Source organism: Hyalangium ruber (genome assembly GCF_034259325.1).
Lineage (GTDB): Bacteria > Myxococcota > Myxococcia > Myxococcales > Myxococcaceae > Hyalangium_A > Hyalangium_A rubrum.
In genome coordinates this window covers 33082-51851 of record NZ_JAXIVS010000013.1, presented here as the reverse complement: position 1 = coordinate 51851, position 18770 = coordinate 33082, and the positions used below count along the sequence as shown (strand labels likewise).

Here is an 18770-nt window from a genome sequence, read left to right as displayed (position 1 = left end):
GTGCCAGCTCTCCTCACGCGGTGCGCTCTCGATTCAACTTGAGGTATGGGTATACCGACGCTTGTGGTAGCTTCGAAGAGCGTGCGCCTCGTGGCCGCCTGGATTGAAAGATGGCTCTTCCTTCGCTTTCTCTCGCCCTGCAGAAGCTGCCCTCGACCGAAGAGGGGCCAGGGACGCAGGTGCCACGGGCGTTCCCCTGGGTCATTCGGCGGGAAGATCACCGCAGGAAACCGGCCCGAAGGGGGCGCGCGGCTGTGCATCGAGTTCCCCTCTCGCCCGCCCGAGCCTTCAGAGAAGTGTCGATCAGAACCCTCCTTGAAAGAGCGTATCCTTCAATGAGAAATACCTCCCCATGGGATTGGGTGATTCGCTGCACTCCTGGCGCCTCGCGCGCAAGGTGCGGCGGCTGCTGAGCGCAGGGAAGCTGAACGAGGTGCTCGCGCTGGTCGCCAACTCGGGCGAGCAACTCCGGGTCAACGCCCTGGTCGACCTCGCTCAGTCCTGTGCCGAGGACCAGCCAGCCATCGCACGCGAGCTGCTCGAGCAGGCCCTGGCGCGCTCACCCCAGCATGACGACGCGACATGGATGCTGGCTTGGCTGGACACCCGCGCTGGCCGACCGCACTCCTCGATTGAGCGGTTGCGAGCGCTGTACGCTCGCTACCCACGCCGCATTGATGTGATCGCGGCCCTGGCCGATCAGCTCATCGAGGTCGACTCTGCCGCAGAGGCGGAGACGCTCCTCGCTCCCGCGGAGCAGTCAGCAGAGCCGCGTCTCCTGTGTCTACTCGGAAAAGCCCGCTTCGCCCAGGGACGTATGCAGGAGGCGCTGTCGCCACTGGAACGCGCCATGGCTCTCTACGAACAGCTCTCACGCAGCGACCCCTTCGCCTCCGGCCCGTCGGGCGATGAGTACGCGGAACTCGAGGCGCTCCATACGGAAGTCCTTGCCACCATGCATGGCCATGAAGCGGTGGTGGTAGATGCGGCCCGACGGCGGAAGCTGGACACACGCGCAGGCGTGAACTTCACGCTGCTCGCGGCACACCAGATGCTGGGGGCACCGTGTCGTGCTCCAAGCCTCGCGCTGCGCCCCCTGCAGGCACTGCGGAAGCTCGCGGATGAGCGACTGCGGAGCGACACCTCGGACAGCATCGGCCACGTCCAGCAAGGCGTGATCGCCCTGCGCGAGGGCCGATTTCGGAATGCCTTGAAGCACTTCGAACGTGCAAACGAGCTATCTCCGGAGGACTTCGCGCCACTGCTGGGAAAAGGGGCGGCGCTAGAGCTCGAGCAGCAGGATGTCCTCGGGGCATTGAAGCGCTTACCGGAAGTGAGTCCTCTGGAGGGGCTCGAACGCGTATTCCCGGACTGGTCGGCACTGACGGATCGCGAGCGCCGCGTTGTGCATGCATCGGCGTTCCCGCTGCGCCAGTTCCTCCCGCATCTGGCCCAAGCGGGCTATCACGTCCGGATCCTCCCACTGGATGTACGCGCCTCGGACCTGCCCGAGCTCGCGGAGTGGCGAGACGAGCGCGCGGAAGACGATCACCGAGCCTTCGAGGCCCTTCACGGTGTGGCCGTGGGAAGCATGGCCATCGCGAAGATCGAGGGACTGCTGAGCCTCGCGCCAGGGGCGCACGGGTGGGTGCTCGCCCACGAATTTGCCCATCTGGTGTACTTCTCCGGGCCCGCCCCACTCCGAGCCCGCATCCAGACGCTGCTCCGACGTGCGTCACTCGCCGGCTATATCGGCTCCGAGTACCAGAAGCAGAACGAGGATGAGTTCTTCGCCTGCGCTTATACGGAGTACCTCGCGCGGCGCTATGGGCTAGACGCGGAGCAGCAGATGGATGACGGGGGCATCTCTCGTGAGATCCTCTCCGTCTTCGAGGAACTGGACGCCGCCGCGTAGTTCAACTCTCACAGGAGGGTGTGGAGCCGGCGTCAGAAGGATTGAGCCCGTTCTCACCCCTGGTGGGGGGCGTCAGTATCCGATGGGAAGGATCAACGCCGTGTTCAAGGCTGACTGCGACGAGACGGCGCGGGCCTACTCCATCTCCGAATGGTGGCTTGAGCCGAACACCAGGGGCCCTGGTGCGCACTCGCACCCGGAGGATGATGTGTTCTTCATCATCGCAGGCACGATGAGCATCCTGGTCGGAAAGAAGTGGATCGATGCGTCCCCCGGCTCATTCGTGCTCGTGCCAGGAGGGGTGACCCACGATTTCCAGAACCGGAGCCAGCAGCGCGCAGGGATGCTCAACTTCACCCCGGGCGTCTTCGAGCCCGAGATGGAGGGCATTGCCCAGTGGTTCAAGGAGCATCCCCCAGGTGATGTGCGCTAGCCCCAATTCGTCGCGTTAGCCGGTAACAGCGCGACCTGCTTGGGGTTTTGCTCTCGCCGAGCTGCGGCTTCGATTCCCGCTGCCTCCATTCAAGACGGTAAGCTCCCAGGATGGAGAACACGCCCCTCCTCGATTCTGCTGGCGGACTCGACCGTGCTCTCGAGTCCGCCCAGGCTGCCTATCTCAACCGCTGCGCCCCGGGACACCGCACGCGCCGGGTGCGCTGGTCAGGAGGCTCGACGCAGGCGATCGAGCTGGGTGATGGCCCCCCGCTGCTACTGCTCCACGGCGGCCTGGGTGAGGCGCTCCAGTGGGGCCCCCTCCTGCCATCGCTCGCGCGGAAGTACCGCGTGATGGCGGTGGACAGGCCCGGACACGGCCTGGCGGATCCATTCGACTATCGCGGCGTGGATCTGCTGGCGCACTCGCGGCGCTTCCTCGGCGACATCCTCGACGCCGAGGGCCTCCCGAGCGTGCCGATCGTGGCGTGCTCCATGGGAGGTCTCTGGGCTGTCGACTTCGCGCTGACTCATCCGGAACGGATGATTCGGCTGGTGCTCGTCGCGGCTCCAGCAGGGATCACGCGCGCCCTACCCTTGCAGATGCGGCTGGGCACGCTGCCGGGGCTCAAGGCGCTCGTGCGCTCGATGATGCGGCGGCCCACGCGCGACAGCAGCCGTGCCTTCTGGAAGCAACTCCTCGTGGCGCATCCGGAACGGCTGGAGGACGAGTTCCTCGATGCCCTGACCGCGAGCCAGCTCCGCAATGCCGCGAGCTGGTTCACGCTGATCGACCGGGCCTTCGACGTGTTCGGGATGAAGAAGGAGTTGCTGCTCTCTGCGCGCTGGAAGGACCTGTCGGTGCCGACGACCTTCGTGTGGGGCGAGAAGGACGCGTGGGGAGCGCCCGAAGAGGGCGAGGCGGTCGCGGCCAGTAACCCCCGGGTGCGCATGGTACGGATTCCAGATGCCGGGCACGCGCCCTGGATCGATGCGCCGACACTCGTCTTCGAGGCAATCGAGGGGGCGCTCGCGAGCACCTGACGCGAGCAGGTTGCCGCCTCGCCCCTCGCCGCGGGTCCGATTCCCGCCGCCTCCACTCCAAAAGGGTACTGGCAGCGGCGAAGGGTGCGGTGGGGCTTGTGGACCGGCCTGGGTGGCCGCGACCAAGGCGCTGGTGATCGGGCGGGTCAGCGCGAGGCGCGCTGGCTCAGTGCCACGCTGCCGAGGATGAGCATGCCGGCGATGCCCATGGTCAACGTCAGTGCCTCGTCGAGCAGCAGCCACGCCCACGTCACGCCGAACAGCGGGACGAGGTAGGTCACGGTCGCCGCTCGGCCGGCGCCAATGCGCTGAATCAGGCGGTAGAAGATGGTGTAGGCGATGCCCGTGCAGAGCACGCCGATCATCGCCACGGAGAACCACGACCGGGCCGGGATCTCCTGCTGCGGCCATTGCGCGATCGCGAATGGCAGCGCCATCAGGGCCGCGGTGCCGAGCGTGGCGGCGGCAACCGCGGCGGGCGGAAGACCGGTCAGGTGCCTGCGCACCAGGTTCCCGCCGATGCCGTACAAGAAGGCTGCGGTCGAGCCCGCGGCCACCGCCCAGCCGATGCTCGCGCCCGCCGTCTTGCCGCTGGCGAGCACCACCACGCCGACGAAGCCGACCACCAGCGCGATTGCGCGGCGCGCGCCGATCTTCTCTCCGAAGAAGAGGGCGCCCACCAGCGCGGTGAACAGCACCGCCATCGAGTTGGCGATCGCGCCGATGCCGGCCGGCGCGCGCTGAGCGGCCCAGGCGAACAGCAGGAAGGGGATGGCCGAGTTGATCACGCCCACCAGCACGAGCATGGGCCACCGCTTCAGAGGGAACGACGCACGCGCGCGCCACAGGAACGGCAGCAGCACCAGCGCGCCCAGCCCCAGCCGGATTTCGACCAGCGGCACGGCACCGAAGTCCTTGGCGGCCACGCGCATGAACATGAAGGAAGCGCCCCAGATGGCGCCGAGCAGGGCCAGCTCCAGCGGCGTCCGCCAGGCCTGGGTGTTGGGGGCGTCCAGGGGGACCGGGACAGCATCGATCGAGCGCATGGAAAGGACTCTCGTGGGCTGAGGGAAGGCTGCGGCAACCATCCGCTTTGTGGCTAGACTGCCTTTGCTTAGCTACCGGGGTCCCCTGGCACAAGCGCATCGTATTGAGGTCAGACACAAACCAGATTTGAGGCTCACCATGGCCCTGCGTCCCGACTGGCTGTCGGCGCTGGCGGCGTTCGAGGCCGCTGCTCGCCACCAGAACTTCACCCATGCCGCCGACGAGCTGCACCTCACCGCGAGCGCGGTCAGCCACCACGTGCGCAAGCTGGAGGCAGATCTGGACGTGGCGCTGTTCCAGCGCCATGCGCGTGGCGTGTCCTTGACCGCCGAGGGTCGCCAATTGGCCGACGCCGCCAGCACCGCCCTGGCCGACGTGGACAGCGTGCTGCGCGGCCTTCGCTCGGCGCGCGAGGAGCAGGAGCGTGTGCGCATCACCACGCTGCACTCGCTGACCTACACCTGGCTGCTACCGCGGTTGCCGGCGTTCACGGCCGCGCATCCGCAGATCCGGCTCACCGTGGACACAGAGGCGGCGCTGACGCGCTTCGACGAGAGCGGACCGGATCTGGGCATCCGCTATGGCCCCGGGCATTGGCCGGGGCTGACGGCGCAGCACCTCATGGACGAGGCCTTGTTCCCTGTCGCGTCGCCGAAGCTGCCGGGACTGGCCACCCTCACGGAGCCCGCCCAGGTCGCGCGGCTGCCGTTGATCTCCGATCTCTCGCGGCAGGGCTGGCACGACTGGTTCCGCGCGGCCGGCGTTCACGGCGCCAGGCTCGACGAGCGCTACACCTTCAGCGACACGACGGATGCATTGAACGCGGCCGCCTTTGGAATGGGAGCGGCGCTGGCCCGCGAGCACATCGCGGCGCCGTATCTGTCCGAGGGGAGGCTGGTGCAGCTGCCGGGGCCGTCGCTGAAGGCGCGCTTCAGCTACTACGTGGTGTATCCCTCGCATCGACGCCTGCGGGCCTCGGCGCGAGTGTTCGTGGACTGGCTGCTGGCGCTGCCTTCTGCCTGAGCGGGATACAGAACACCCGGTAGAGGGGCATCCCAGACTCCATGGGGCACCCCGGGTGTGTTCCTTCCTAACGTGTGCGTCTCTTCGGGGCGCGCACCTTCTGCGGGGGCTCGGCGCGAGGTGCCTCTTCCGGGTGCGAGGCCAGCCAGGTGTCGATCTCCGCCACCTGCTCGGGCTTCTCCAGCTTCGCGTACCGCTCACGGGCCCGCCCCGCTTCCCCGCGCGCCTGCTCCCTCTCCGGGCCTACCTCCCAGAGCGCCTTGGCCAGGGCGAAGCCCGTCTGCGCCAGCCCCTCGGGCTCCGTCTCCTCGTAGGAGAGCGCTTGCCGCAGCGGCTCGATGGCCTCCACCGGCCGGCCCTGCGCCAGGAGCGCCTGACCGATGCCGTCATACGAATAGGACAGGTCCGGGTGCTGATCGCCTAGCACCTTGCGCTTGATCGCCAATGCCTCACGGAACGTCTGCACTGCCTCGTCATGGCGCTTCAGCGCGATGAGGCTCATGCCCAGCTCATCCATCGTGTCCGCCACGTCCAGGTGCTCCGGCCCCTGCGTGGCTTTGCGCACCTCGAGCGCCTGCCGCACATGCGTCAGCGCATTCTCCAGATCCCCGCTCTCCCGATAGGCCGTGGCGAGCATGGTGTGCCGCGTGGCAACCTCCGGATGCTGTGGGCCCTTGGCCGCCTCGGTCTGCCGCAACGACGCGCCGAGCAACTCGATGGCCTTCGGGTACTGCCCCAGGCGCAGCGCCGCCAGCCCCAGGCCGTGGCTCACCTTCGCCCGCTTCGGGTCCTCGGGCCCCAGCGTCGTCTCCGCCAGCGCTCGCGCCCTCTCGAAGGAGTCCCACGCGTCCTGGTAGTGCCCTCGCAGCAGCGCCACGTAGCCCAGGTTCCCATTCAGATCGAGCGCCAGCGGCGGCTCTCCGCCCATCCGGTTCAGGATCGCCACCGCCACCCTGCCCCACCGCTCCGCCTCCTCCGGGTGGCCGTTGCTGGCGAACGTGTAGATGAGCTTGGTGAGCACCTCCAGCCGCGTGCGATCCGAGCGGCCCGACTCCGCCGTGTCGAAGGCCCGCTCGAGCTGGCGGATGCCCTCCTCCACCTCGCCCTCCTGCTGCAGCAGCCAGCCCAGGTGGAAGCGCAGCTCGGCCTGGAGCGGCAGATAGGCGGTGGCGACCACCTCGGGCTCCAACTGCCGCGCCAACTCCACCCCCGCCTTGTACCGGCCCGCGTCCTGGAGCGCCTTCACCTGGGCGATGCGCTCCCCGAGCTTCTCGATGCTGGCACGCACCGCCGGATCCGCGGGCAGCGGAGGCTGCTCCGCCAAGGAAGCGATGTCCTGGCAAGGCTGCAGCGACGGCAGGGCCGAGACGGCTTCCACCGCCCGCTCCACCACCTGGGCATCCGCCTCGGACAGCACACCCGTGAGCGCCCCCAGATCCTTGCGGCGCCGCTCCAGGCACACCATGCGCATCGACAGCAGCTCCTCCGTCTGCTCGCCGCGCACGCGTGTGGCCTCGCATGCCTCGGTGTGTACACGCGCCCAGTCGCCCGCGTACCCATCCAGGATGCGGCCTACCTTGAGGGCTGTCTCCGCCGCGAAGGGCTGGCCCGTGGCCGTGAAGGCAGCCTCCACCTGGCGCCGAGTCTCCGGTCCCCACACAGAGGCCACCAGGGGCTCGGCCCCCGCGCACAGCCGGCTCTGGTGGAAGAGGTACATGCCCCCTCCCGCGGCAGCCAGCGCCAGCGTGCCCATCGCCGCCCAAGCTCCACGTCGCTGCACGCGGCGCTGCTCCTGCGAGAGCGCCTCCAGCAGCGCATCCATGGAGGGGAAGCGGGCCTCCGGGTGCAGCGACAGTCCCCGCATCACCGCGCGGCGAACCCAGCTCGGCACGGGCGAGTCAGCGGGTGGCTCCTGGGCCGCGGTGACATGGGGCAACCGTCGCCAGGAGTCTCCGGTGTTCGGCGCGCCCCGGGAGCTCTCCGCCGCCGTCTGCGCCACCTTGCGAGGCTCGAAGGGACGCTGGCGGTAGAGCGCCCAGTACAGCGAGGCGCAGAAGCTGAACTGATCGGCGCGCGCGTCCACCCCGGTCCCCAGGTACTGCTCCGGAGGCATGTACTGGGGCGTGCCCAGCATGAGGTTGCTCTCCGGCAGCGCCAGCGCGAGCGGATCGCCCGTGCGCGGCTCTCGCCGCCCCGCCTCGCCTGCGCGGGCCTCCTCCTCCGCCTCGGACACCTCGGCCAGTCGCGCCAGGCCAAAGTCCAGCACGCACACCCGCCCGTCCTCACCCACGAGCACATTGGCGGGCTTGAAGTCCCGGTGTACCAGCCCCGCCCGGTGCGCGGCCCTGAGCCCCTGCCCCGCCTCCAGGAAGATGCGGAGGATCTCCCGCCACGTGTATTTCTCCTGGCGGATCCGATCGCTGAGGTTGCGACCGGGCAGCAGCTCCATGGCCAGGAAGACCTGCTCGCCGAAGGTGCCCACGTCGTAGACGGAGATCACATTCGGGTGAGAGACGCGGGCCATGGCCTGCGCCTCCCGGAGCATCCAGGCGCGCCCCGTGTGGCCCTCGGGCGCCTCGCGGTCCGGGCGCAGCAGCTTGAGGGCCACCTTGCGGTCCAGATCCGGATCATAGGCGACGTACACCACGCCCATGCCGCCCTTGCCCAGGGGCTTGAGCAGGATGTAGCGCTGCACGCGCGTGCCCTGCTCCAGCTCGTGGCCCCCCTCGTCTCCCTCACTGGAGAGCTGGGACTGGAGGGGCGCGTCCGAGCCCGTGTGCGGGCGGGTGGCGCCGGCGCGCTCCGGGCGCGTGACCGCGTCGCGGTCGGACTCCCCAGGCGCGTCGAGGGTTCGGGTCTTGGACTCCTCCATGGCCCCCGCATCCTAGGGCACGCCGGAGCAGCCTAGAAGGCGACTCCCGTCGTCTTCTTGCCGATGCCTGGCTGCTTCTTGTCGGTCCGCTTCACGTGCTCCAGCACCGCGGCATCCTTGTCGAAGGAGCTCTTCTCCAGCTGAGCGAGCGTCTGGTACGCCTGCTCGTCGCCGCTCTCCTTGAGGCTCAAGAGCTGCTGGGCGAACTCCTCGGCGCTCAGCGACTCCGGGGTGACGGGCTGGTCCTGCGTCGCCTCCGCCCCATCCGCGCCGCGATAGGAGACATCCAGCTTGAACTGGTTGTGCTCCTCGTTGGTGCGCATGAGCGGGTCGTCCACCTCGGGGGCCTGCTCGCGGTAGGAGGTATCGACGCCATCGAAGACCTCATCGGTCGCCGTGAAGGCGTTCGGATCGGGCGCCAGCGGGGCGGCCGTCAGGCCACTCAGGGCCTTCGCCAGCGTGGCCAGGGAGGGCTTGGCGGGCTCGAAAGCGTCCGGGGTCGCCGGAGGCGACTTCGGGGCCGGCGCGGCGGGGACAGCGGGAGGAGTGCGCGGAGCAGGCGCTGCCACGGGCTGAGCCTTGGCGGGCGCGGCGGCCGCCTGCTTGCCCTCGTTCGGACTGGCGATGGGGATCAGCATGCCGCCATCCGGAGGGGCCTTGCGAACCGCCTCCTGGAGCTGACGGGGGGTGACCACGGAGGTCTTGTTGCTCAGCGGATCCGAGATGACGTAGTTGCCCTGGGAGTTCACCCGCTGCACGAGGACATAGTGGGCGCTGCCCTGCCGTGTCTTCGGATCGAACGATTGCACCTGAGCGATGAGCTTGTGGCCCTGGCTGAGGTGCTCGCGCAGCGCCTTGTCCGAGTAGTTGGCGCCCAGCGCCTCGCCCGCGGGAGGCACGTCCACGCGCGCCAGCATCCGCGTCAACCCGTCGGCATCCGTCCCCTTGTCGGTGACGATTCCCTTGCCGAGCTTCTGGATGAGCTCGGCGTCATTCAGGTGGCCCATCCGCCCCCAGCCCCGCGCCACCATGGCCACCACGGCGGGCGCACAGTTGTAGGCGCCGTTGGCATAGTCCTTGTTGGCGCCCTTGGGGCGGAGCTGGTTGATGTGGGGGATCGCCTGCCACCCCGTCCCGGAGGAAGGCTGGGAAGTCCCAACGGCGGCGCTCCTCGACGACTCTTTCGCGGGGGGGAGACGAACACTCATAGGGCGCTGGCTCTTCTAAAAGGGTCGGACCGGCCGCCCGCATTATCGAACCCAGCGCCGAAAAGTTTCCTCCCCGCGCCAAAAAAACTCGGCCGCGCCCTGAAAGGCACGGCCGAGCATGACTTCAATCCCGGGCTACGAAACTACGGAGCGGCCGGGTTGTACGTGGAGATGGACCAGCCCGTGCGCTCGTGGCCCCACTTGTTCCACTCGGGGTTCTTGCCGCCGACGATCTGCGCGGCGGTGAAGTCCGGCGCCGCCGAGCCCGAGCCCGTGCCGATGGTGGACTTGTAGTAGGTCTGGTGGGTGTCGTCCGACTGGAGGTAGTCGAAGCTGGTGCTGGCGTTGACGTACTTGGTGTTGGAGTCGCGCAGGGTCGCCTTCAGCGAGACGATGCGAGCGACATAGGCCGCCTCGGACTCACCCGCGCGGAAGCGGATGGCGTCCACGTCGTTCTGCCCGTCGCCGTTGGAGTCGTAGTCGCTCGCCATGCTCTCGGCGAACGCGTCGGCGCACTTGAAGCCGTACGTCGCCGCCAGGTTGCAGGCGCGCCAGTTGCTCTTGGCCAGGTACGGCAGGAACTTGTCGCGGCGGTTCACCTTGGTGCCCGTGGACGAGTCCGTACACGCGGTCTGTACGTTGTCCGCGTTGTAGCCGGGGTAGTAGATGTTCATGATGACCTTGGCCTTGGCCGAGGTCGCGTACTGGTTGATGGTCTGCATGCCACGCTCCATATACGTGGTGCAGTTGGCCAACGCCGTGTCCAGGGGGGCGTAGTTACAGGTGCCCGTCTGGTCCTTGAACGCGGTGCGCGCCTGCAGGTAGTCGTTGCCGCACATCTCGAACACCACGACGCGCGTCTTCGCGTCCTGCATGTACGAGCGCTCGGCGACGATCTTGTTGTTGTAGATGTCGTCCGCCTTGGCGCCCGACTTGGTGCGGCGCACCACCTCGATGTTGGCGTTCCACTGGTTGCCCAGGTACTCGCCGCTGGCGTAGGGGGCCGCGCGACGCGCCACGCTGAAGAGGCTGCCGTTGTAGCCGGCGAAGATCGAGTCGCCGTAGGCCACCACGCGGTAGGTGCTCGTGGCACCGGTGCGGGTGATGGTCCAGGAAGTGTTCTGGTTGATGGTGCTGGCAGCGGCCGAGCCGCTCACCACAGTGGCCGCCAGCGCGCAGGCGGCGGACGCGCCGCGCAGATTGAAACGAAGGGACATGGACTGCCTCCTAGGCTCCCGGGGGATTGGGAGGCGCGCAGGGTAATGGTGAACTTCACTGCCATTCCAGGAAAAACATACTACTCTCACCAATCTCTCAATAACGCATTGCGTGAAAGCTTTGATAACGCATTGCGTGAGAGCGCGTCAGCCCAACAGTCCTTCGAGCGCCACCACGCGCTGGGTCTTCACGTTGAGCACGTTGCCCGAGCGCTCCAGCACGCCCTCTCCCACGATGAAGAGGGCGGCGTGAATGTCACGTCGACAACGTTCATACACATCCGGCGGCACCACGAGGTTGGCGATGCCCGTCTCGTCCTCGAGGGAGATGAAGCACATGCCCTTGGCGGTGGGAGGCCGCTGGCGGGTGATCAACATGCCGCCCACGGCCACGCGCCGCCCGGAGGACACCTTCTTGAGCCCCTCGGCGGTCACCGCGCCCATCTTTCGCAGCGCCGGGCGCAAGAGCTCCAGCGGGTGCTTCTCCAGCGACACGCCCACCGTCTCGTAGTCGGCCGACACTCGCTCGGCCACGCTCATGGGGGGCAACTCCACCTGCGTGCCATCCATGGGCATACCGAAGAACAAGTCATCGGAGTCCAGCGGCCCCAGGGCCTGGATCTCCCACAGGGCCTGGCGCCGCGCGCCGCTCAGCGAGGCGAGCGCCCCGGCCAGCGCCAGCCGCGTCAGCTCGTGGCGGGGGATTCGGGCCCGCCGCGCCAGCTCGCCCACGCTCGCGTAGCCCTCGCGTCGCGCCGAGGCCACGCGCCGCCCCGCCGCCTCGTTCAGGCCGCGCACCATGCGCAGCCCCAGCCGCAGCACCCCACCCTCCTCCAGCGTGCAGTCCCAGTCCGAGCGACATACGTCCACCGGCCGCACCACCACCCCGTGGCGCTTGGCATCCGCCACCAGCGTGTGAGGCGCGTAGAAGCCCATGGGCTGCGAGTTGAGCAGCGCCGCGGTGAAGGCCTGCGGGTAGTGGAACTTGAGCCACGAGGAGGCGTAGGCGATGAGCGCGAACGAGGCCGAGTGCGACTCGGGGAACCCGTAGTGCGCGAAGCCGCGGAACTGCTCGAAGAGCTCCTCCATGTACTCGCGCGTGTAGCCCCGCTTCGTACCGCCCTCCACGAAGCGCATGCGGTAGGGCTCCAGGAGCTGCTCGGCCCGCTTGTGCCCCAGGGCCCGGCGCAGCCCGTCCGCCTCGCCCGCGGTGAAGCCCGCCGCCACCATGGCCAGCTTCATCGCCTGCTCCTGGAAGAGCGGCACCCCCAGCGTCTTCTCGAGGATCGCTCGCACATCGGGCGTGGGGTACTGAGGGATCTCCTTGCCATCGCGCCGGCGCAGGTACGGATGCACCATGTTGCCGACGATGGGCCCCGGGCGGATGAGGGCGATCTCGATCACCAGGTCATAGAAGGTGCGAGGCTTGAGGCGCGGCAGCATGCTCATCTGCGCGCGGCTCTCGATCTGGAACACGCCCACCGTGTCCGCCTCGCACAGCATGTCGTAGACCTTGGGGTCCTCCGGAGGAATCGTCGCCAGCGACAGCTCGCGCCCGAAGTGCTGGCGGATGAGCGCCAGACACTTGGCCACCGCCGTGAGCATGCCCAGGGCCAGCAGGTCCACCTTGAGCACGCCCAGCGCGTTGGTGTCGTCCTTCTCCCACTGGATGACGGTGCGGCCCTTCATAGCCGCGTTCTCCACCGGGATGATGTCCACCAGCGGCTCGCGGGTGATGACGAAGCCCCCCACGTGGATGGAGACGTGGCGCGGGAAGCCTTCGATCTCCTGCGCCAGCGTGAGCGTCTGCCGCACGCGGCTGTCGAAGGCGGACAGCCCCGCCTCGGCCAGCACCTCCGGGGTGACGTCGAAGCCGTACGCGGCCGCTACCTTGGAGAGCCGGTCCACCTGGTCCAGTGAGAGCCCGAGCGCCTTGCCCACCTCGCGCAGGGCGAGGCGACCCCGGTAGCAGATGAACTCGCAGACCATGCCGGCCCGGTGCCGGCCGTGCTTCTCGTAGACGTACTGAAGCACCTCCTCGCGCCGCTCGTGCTCGAAGTCCACGTCGATGTCGGGCGGCTCGCGGCGCTCCATGCTCAGGAAGCGCTCGAAGAGCAGCCCCATGCGCACCGGGTCGATGGCGGTGATCTGCAGCGCGTAGCAGACCGCCGAGTTCGCCGCGCTGCCGCGCCCCTGACAGAGGATGCCCCGCGAGCGCGCGAAGTGGACGATGTCCCACAGCGCCAGGAAGTAGCCGGGGAAGTCCAGCGCCTCGATGAGGTGCATCTCGTGATCGATCTGCTTGCGCACCGCGGGCGGAACTCCGGTCGGGTAGCGCACCGCCAACCCTTCCTCGGTGAGCACCCGCAGGTGATCCATGGCCGTGCGCCCTGGCGGCAGGTCCTCCTCGGAGAAGTGGTAGCGCAGATCGTCCAGCGTGGCGTTGCAGCGGCCGGCGATCTCCAGCGTGCGCTCCAGCACCTCGGGCCGGTCCTTGAACAGCCGCGCCATCTCCGCTGGGGACTTCAGGGTGCGCTCGGCGTTGGGCTGCAACCGGACGCCCGACTTGTCCACCGTCGTCTTGTGGCGGATGGCCGTCAGCACGTCCTGGAGCGGCTGGCGGCGCCGGTGATGGGTATGCACGTCGTTGTGCGCGCACAGAGGTACCCCGAGCGAGCGGGCCAGGGCATCGGCCCGCGCCTCCCGCGCCGCGTCTCCGGCGGACAGGCTGCGGCACAGGCCCACGTAGAAGCGCCCGGGGAAGGCCTCGGCCAGGGGCGCCACCTGCTCGGCGGGAGCGGGGTTCGGCAGCAGCGCGATCAACCCCTCGGAGCGCTCGGCCACCTCGCGCCAGGGCAACCCCGACTCTCCCTTGGGGTGCGACATGCGGCTGGCCGACACCAGCCGGCACACGTTCGCGTAGCCACCCGCGTCCATGGCGTAGACGATCACCGGCGGGCCATCGGTCAGCTTCAGCTCGGTGGCGATCAGCAGCTTGAGCCGGTGCTCCTTGGCGGCCAGGTGCGCCTTCACCAGCCCGTACAGCCCATCCCCATCCGTCAGGGCCAGCGCGGGCAGTCCGAGCCGCGCGGCCGTGGCGATCAGCTCCTCGGGGTGCGAGGCGCCCCGAAGGAACGAGAAGTTGGAGCGGCAGACCAGCTCGGCGTACACGGACATGAAGATACTGGACGGGTGTTCAGACGAAAGCGAGAATGATCGGAAGTATCGGATCCCTTGGAGATTCAGGGCCTTGGATGCAACCCGGTGCTGTTTGACAGGATGCCGAGCCCGCTGCCAAACAGGTAGGCCATGGACCTGACTCCTACCGCCTGGCAGCTGTGGATCGTCGCGGCACTCGTCCTCGGCGCCTTGGAGATCAAGCTCTCGGGGTTCGTCACGCTGTGGTTCGCGGTGGGTGCGCTGGCCTCCGCGCTCGCGGCGGCGGTGGGCGTGGGGATCGACGGGCAGCTCTTGCTGTTTACCCTGGTCTCCGCCGCCCTGTTCGCCGCTTCTCGGACGATCTTCAAGCGAGCGTTCATGCGCTCGGCCAGCCCCATGAAGACAGGGGTGGAGGCCATGGTCGGCCAGGAGGCCGTGGTGACCGAGTCCCTGGCGGAACCGCATGGCGGTACCGTGCGTATCAACGGCGAGCTGTGGATGGCGCGTTCCCTGTCGGGCCCGGTGGCCGAGGGCGAACGCGTGACCGTCGAGCAGGTGGATGGCTTGAAGCTTTGGGTGCGACGCCCCTCCGCGTCGCTCGAAGTTCCTATGCAGAAGAAAGAGAGAGCGTGATGACCTTCATGACGGTGGTGATCATCATCGCGATGCTGGTGGTGGGCTTCGGGCTCATTACCGGCATCCGCATCGTCCCGCAGGCCAAGGTGATGGTGGTGGAGCGGCTGGGGAAGTTCCACCACGTGGCACACAGCGGCCTCAACATCTTGATCCCTGTCATGGACACCCCGCGTGCGTTCGAGATGCGCACGGGCAACCGCTTCCTGCGCAGCACCATGGTGGACTTGCGCGAGCAGGTCATGGGCTTCGAGACCGTGCAGGTCATCACCCATGACAACGTGAACATGGAGGTGGGCTCGGTCATCTACTACCAGGTGATCGATCCGGCCAAGGCGCTCTACGCGGTGGAGAACCTGGCGCTGGCCATCGAGCAGCTGACGATGACGAACCTGCGCAACATCATGGGCGGGCTGACGCTGGATCAGACGCTCACCAGCCGCGAGACGGTGAACACCAAGCTGCGCATGGTGCTGGACGAGGCCACGGAGAAGTGGGGCGTGAAGGTGACGCGCGTGGAACTGCGCGAGATCGAGCCGCCGGGAGCCATCAAGGAGGCGATGGCCAAGCAGATGACGGCCGAGCGTGAGCGGCGCGCGGAGGTGACGAAGGCGGAGGGCGACAAGGCGGCGGCGATCCTCCAGGCGGAGGGCGAGAAGATCTCGCGCATTCTGCGCGCCGAGGCCGAGCGCGACGCGGAGGTAGCTCGGGCCGAGGGCCACAAGCGCGCGGTGGTGCTGGAGGCGGAGGCGAAGGCGGAGGCCACGCGGCTGGTGTTCGAGGCGGTACACGCGGGCGGAGCGACGCCGGAGGTGCTGGCGCTGCGCTACCTGGAGACGCTGCAGGAGCTGGGCAAGGGCGGCAACAAGGTGTTCGTGCCGTACGAGGCCAGCGCGGCGCTGGGCAGCCTGGGCATGCTGAAGGAGCTGTTCAACAAAGAAGGCGACGCGACGCCCACGGCCGGCAGCCGGCTGGCGCCGTCCGCCGCGGCCCTGAGCGCACAGGCGCTGGCGCGCAACGTGGCACAGCCGCAGCCGGTGCCGGTGCGTCGCGGCCCTCCGGCGCTGCCGCAGCAGGACGAGTAGCGAGACCCGGAGAAATGAAGGCCGCCGGGAACCCCACCCGGCGGCCGGTGTCTGAGCGACCGAACACCTCATCGTGCTGTCGCTGCTCCTGAGAATGCTCGCCGCCCTCTTCGCCTCGGTGGGCGCGTGGCGGCTGGCCCGCCAGATCGAGCCGGCTCCCGCCCGGTAGGCGCACCCTGCCTCTGTTCGCCCCGCGCTGGTGCTTGTTGGCCGCATTGGGTTCCGGCATCCTGCCCATCCATTCCATGAATCGGATGCTCGGGAAACATGGGGAGCCCGTGCGGTGACGCCGCCGAGCAAACGCCCACGCGGCTCATCGAAGAAGCGGCTGCCCAGAAAGCTGGCGGGGCCCAAAGGGCTCTTCGACCGAATCGTCTCCATCCTGGAGGAAGCACGAGGCCAGGTGGTTCGCGCGGTCAATACGCAGACCGTGACGGCGTATTGGCTCATTGGCAAAGAGATCGTCGAGGCGCTGCAGGGCGGAGATCGACGCGCGGAGTACGGAGCACGCGTGCTCGAAGGGCTCTCCCGACAGCTCACGGAGCGCTACGGCAAGGGCTTTTCTCTGCCGAACCTGAAGAACTTCCGGCAGTTCTACCTCGCCTACTCGGCTCGCCGACCACTGATTGGCTACCCGTCGGGGAGCGAATCGCCGGGGACCGAAAAAAGCTACCCGCCGGGTAGCCAATTGGAGGCCACGACGGATGGCTTCCACGCTGCGTTGAGTTGGTCTCACTATCGGGCACTGATGCGGGTCGAGAAGCCCGAGGCACGGGGCTTCTACGAGCAAGAGGCAGTGGCCTGTGGCTGGAGCAAAGCCCAGCTGGAGCGCCAGATCGAGACGCTCCACTACGAGCGACTGCTGATGAGCCGAGACAAGAAGAAGATGCTCAAACAAGAGCGTCAGCCCCAGGGCGGCCTACATCCGATGGATGCGCTGAAGGACCCGTACGTCTTGGAGTTCCTCGACCTGCCGGACGCGCCCGCGCTGCATGAATCGAAGCTCGAGGCCACCATCATCGCCAACCTGCAGAGCTTTCTCTTGGAGCTCGGCAAGGGCTTCTCCTTCGTCGCTCGCCAGAAGCGGATGCGCCTCGAAGACGAAGACTTCTATGTGGACCTCGTCTTCTACAACTACCTGCTGAAATGCTTCGTCCTCATCGATCTGAAGGTCGGCAAGCTGACCCACCAGGACATCGGTCAGATGGACAGCTACGTCCGCATGTTCGAGGCGCATGAGAAGCTGCCCGGCGACAACCCAACCATCGGTCTGATCCTGTGCTCCAAGAAGAACGAAGCGGTCGCCAGGTACTCGGTCCTCCACGAGAGTCGCCAGCTCTTCGCCGCCCGCTACCTGACCTACCTGCCGACCGAGGAAGAGCTGCAGCGTGAGTTGGAGCGCGAGCGTCGGCTCATCGAGGCGCGCGGCCTTGACGATGAGGCCCCAGAACCGGCGCCCTGACTCCAAAGACCACGCGGGGGTTGCGCGAAAATCGGGACGCGCCTATACCTTTGCCACCTGCACCCTCACGCGAGGTCGGAAACGCCATTGAAGCTGAACGCCTGAAATCCGCGGCCTAGTGCCTTCCCACACGTCGAGCCCTGCTCGACCGGATTCAGGAGTTCCTTTATGTCGTCCCTTCGCGCGCATGGCGTGTCCTTCGCCTTTTTGGATGCTGTTCCCCTCCTCAGCGACGTTGAGTTCCACCTCCCGCCTGGCTGGACGGGCCTCGTTGGTGCCAACGGCGCTGGCAAGTCCACCCTCCTGCGGCTGATCGCCGGAGAGCTGGAACCCACCGAGGGCCATCTCCAGTACGAGCCCCCCTCCCCCCTCATCCGCCTCTGTCCCCAGAGCGTCGAGGCCCTCACGCCGGAGATCTCCGCCTTCGCCGAGTCCTGGGACTCGGTGGCGCGGCGGGTCCTCGGACAATTAGGCCTGGAGCCCGGCGCGCTGGAGCGCTGGCCCACCCTGTCCCCCGGGGAGCGCAAGCGCTGGCAGATTGGCGCGGCACTGGCGGCGGAGCCAGACGTGCTGCTGCTCGATGAGCCCACCAACCACCTCGACGCCGAGGCACGTACGTGGCTCCTCTCCGCGCTGCGCCGCTTCCGTGGCGTCGGGGTCGTCGTCTCCCACGATCGGACGGTGCTCGAGGAGCTGACCACCTCCACCCTGCGTGTCCACGCGGGCGAGGCACGACTGTGGCCCGGCGCCTACTCCGACGCCCAGCAGTACTGGGAGGCCGAACGCGAGGGACAGATCGCCGCCCGACAACAGGCCCAGGAGGTCCATCGGCGCGTGGCGCGACAGCTCGATCAAGCCCGTCGTGAGCAACAGTCCGCCTCCCTCGCGCGCAATGCGGGCCGGCGCATCAAGGACAAGTACGACAATGACGCGCGCTCCATGGGCGCCAAGGTCGTCGCTGGCTGGGCAGAGGCTCGCATCGGCCGACAGGTCGGCGTGCTCCGACGCGAGACGGAGCGGGCCGCCGAGGCCATCGGCGAGTTCCAGGCGGACAAGACGGTGGGGCGCTCGGTCTTCGTGGACTACGTGCGCTCTCCCAACCCGTGGCTCTTCACCCTCGAGAACCACTCCCTGCGTGCCGGGGACGTGGAACTGCTCGGGCCGGTGACGCTCGCCGTCGGCCGAGAGAGCCGCATCCGCATCGAAGGCCCCAATGGCGCCGGGAAGACGACGCTGCTCCGAGCGCTCCTGGAGCACTCCCGGATCCCCCTGGACCGGGTGCTCTACCTGCCCCAGGACCTGAGCACCGAAGAGGCCACGGCGGCCCTGGAGGCGGTGCAGGAGTTGCCTCCCGAGCAGAAGGGCCGGGTGCTGTCACTGGTGGCGGCGCTGGGAGTCGACCCCGAGCGCCTGCTGGCCTCGGAGCAGCCCTCGCCCGGAGAGGTGCGCAAGCTGCTGATCGCCCAGGGACTGGGACAGCACGCCTGGGCGCTGGTGCTGGACGAGCCCACCAACCACCTGGACCTCCCCTCCATCGAGCGACTGGAGGCAGCCCTGCGCGAGTACCCAGGCGCCCTGCTCTTGGTGACCCACGACACGCACTTCGCGCGCAGGTGCACCACGGAGCGGTGGCTCGTCTCGGGAGGCACTGTCACCAGCACCTCCGACTGAGC

Annotated in this window: 13 protein-coding genes; 8 read left to right on the top strand and 5 right to left on the bottom strand. The window is 68.1% G+C overall.

Annotation, left to right across the window (positions count from 1 at the left end; all coding sequences use genetic code 11):
• Positions 1–358: 358 nt before the first annotated feature.
• The 3 genes from SYV04_RS31545 to SYV04_RS31535 all read left to right on the top strand — a co-directional run bounded on the left by SYV04_RS31545 (position 359) and on the right by SYV04_RS31535 (position 3391).
• Complete coding sequence (locus SYV04_RS31545; protein WP_321549678.1) at positions 359–1915, top strand: hypothetical protein; 1557 nt, start codon at positions 359–361, stop codon at positions 1913–1915.
• A 100-nt stretch (positions 1916–2015) separates the two neighbouring features.
• Entirely contained in the window at positions 2016–2348 is a 333-nt protein-coding gene (locus SYV04_RS31540) for a cupin domain-containing protein (RefSeq protein WP_321549677.1), read from the top strand.
• 110 nt (positions 2349–2458) lie between these two features.
• Positions 2459–3391 carry an alpha/beta fold hydrolase gene (locus SYV04_RS31535; RefSeq protein ID WP_321549676.1) on the top strand — a complete coding sequence of 311 codons (933 nt, stop codon included), beginning with the start codon at positions 2459–2461 and terminating at the stop codon, positions 3389–3391.
• Between the two features lie 146 nt (positions 3392–3537).
• Here the strand turns inward: SYV04_RS31535 and SYV04_RS31530 are convergent, their stop codons facing one another.
• A complete protein-coding gene (locus SYV04_RS31530) occupies positions 3538–4437 on the bottom strand; it encodes a DMT family transporter (RefSeq protein ID WP_321549675.1) in 900 nt (299 codons plus the stop codon).
• Between the two features lie 139 nt (positions 4438–4576).
• On the opposite strand from SYV04_RS31530, the gene SYV04_RS31525 reads away from it, so the two are divergent.
• Positions 4577–5461 (top strand): LysR substrate-binding domain-containing protein, encoded by an 885-nt coding sequence (locus SYV04_RS31525; protein ID WP_321549674.1) that lies wholly within the window; start codon positions 4577–4579, stop codon positions 5459–5461.
• A 67-nt stretch (positions 5462–5528) separates the two neighbouring features.
• Here SYV04_RS31525 and SYV04_RS31520 read toward each other — a convergent pair whose 3' ends face one another.
• From SYV04_RS31520 to SYV04_RS31505, 4 genes are all read right to left on the bottom strand, one after another.
• Positions 5529–8333 carry a serine/threonine-protein kinase gene (locus SYV04_RS31520; protein ID WP_321549673.1) on the bottom strand — a complete coding sequence of 935 codons (2805 nt, stop codon included), beginning with the start codon at positions 8331–8333 and terminating at the stop codon, positions 5529–5531.
• Between the two features lie 32 nt (positions 8334–8365).
• Positions 8366–9541, bottom strand: a complete 1176-nt coding sequence (locus SYV04_RS31515; protein WP_321549672.1) for a C39 family peptidase — start codon at positions 9539–9541, stop codon at positions 8366–8368.
• 143 nt (positions 9542–9684) lie between these two features.
• Positions 9685–10758 carry an SGNH/GDSL hydrolase family protein gene (locus SYV04_RS31510; protein ID WP_321549671.1) on the bottom strand — a complete coding sequence of 358 codons (1074 nt, stop codon included), beginning with the start codon at positions 10756–10758 and terminating at the stop codon, positions 9685–9687.
• A 147-nt stretch (positions 10759–10905) separates the two neighbouring features.
• Positions 10906–13935 carry an error-prone DNA polymerase gene (locus tag SYV04_RS31505; protein ID WP_321549670.1) on the bottom strand — a complete coding sequence of 1010 codons (3030 nt, stop codon included), beginning with the start codon at positions 13933–13935 and terminating at the stop codon, positions 10906–10908.
• 132 nt (positions 13936–14067) lie between these two features.
• On the opposite strand from SYV04_RS31505, the gene SYV04_RS31500 reads away from it, so the two are divergent.
• From SYV04_RS31500 to SYV04_RS31485, 4 genes are all read left to right on the top strand, one after another.
• A complete protein-coding gene (locus SYV04_RS31500; protein ID WP_321549669.1) occupies positions 14068–14550 on the top strand; it encodes an NfeD family protein in 483 nt (160 codons plus the stop codon).
• The gene (locus tag SYV04_RS31495) at positions 14550–15635 is read left to right on the top strand and encodes an SPFH domain-containing protein (RefSeq protein ID WP_321549898.1); all 1086 of its coding nucleotides are present in this window, start codon (positions 14550–14552) and stop codon (positions 15633–15635) included. Before SYV04_RS31500 ends, SYV04_RS31495 begins: the two co-directional genes overlap by 1 nt.
• Positions 15636–15918: 283 nt before the next feature.
• On the top strand, positions 15919–17097 hold the full coding sequence (locus SYV04_RS31490; protein WP_321549668.1) for a PDDEXK nuclease domain-containing protein: 1179 nt from the start codon (positions 15919–15921) through the stop codon (positions 17095–17097).
• A gap of 168 nt (positions 17098–17265) precedes the next feature.
• Positions 17266–18768: an ATP-binding cassette domain-containing protein gene (locus tag SYV04_RS31485; protein ID WP_321549667.1), complete on the top strand. Its 1503-nt coding sequence runs from the start codon at positions 17266–17268 to the stop codon at positions 18766–18768.
• Positions 18769–18770: the final 2 nt, after the last annotated feature.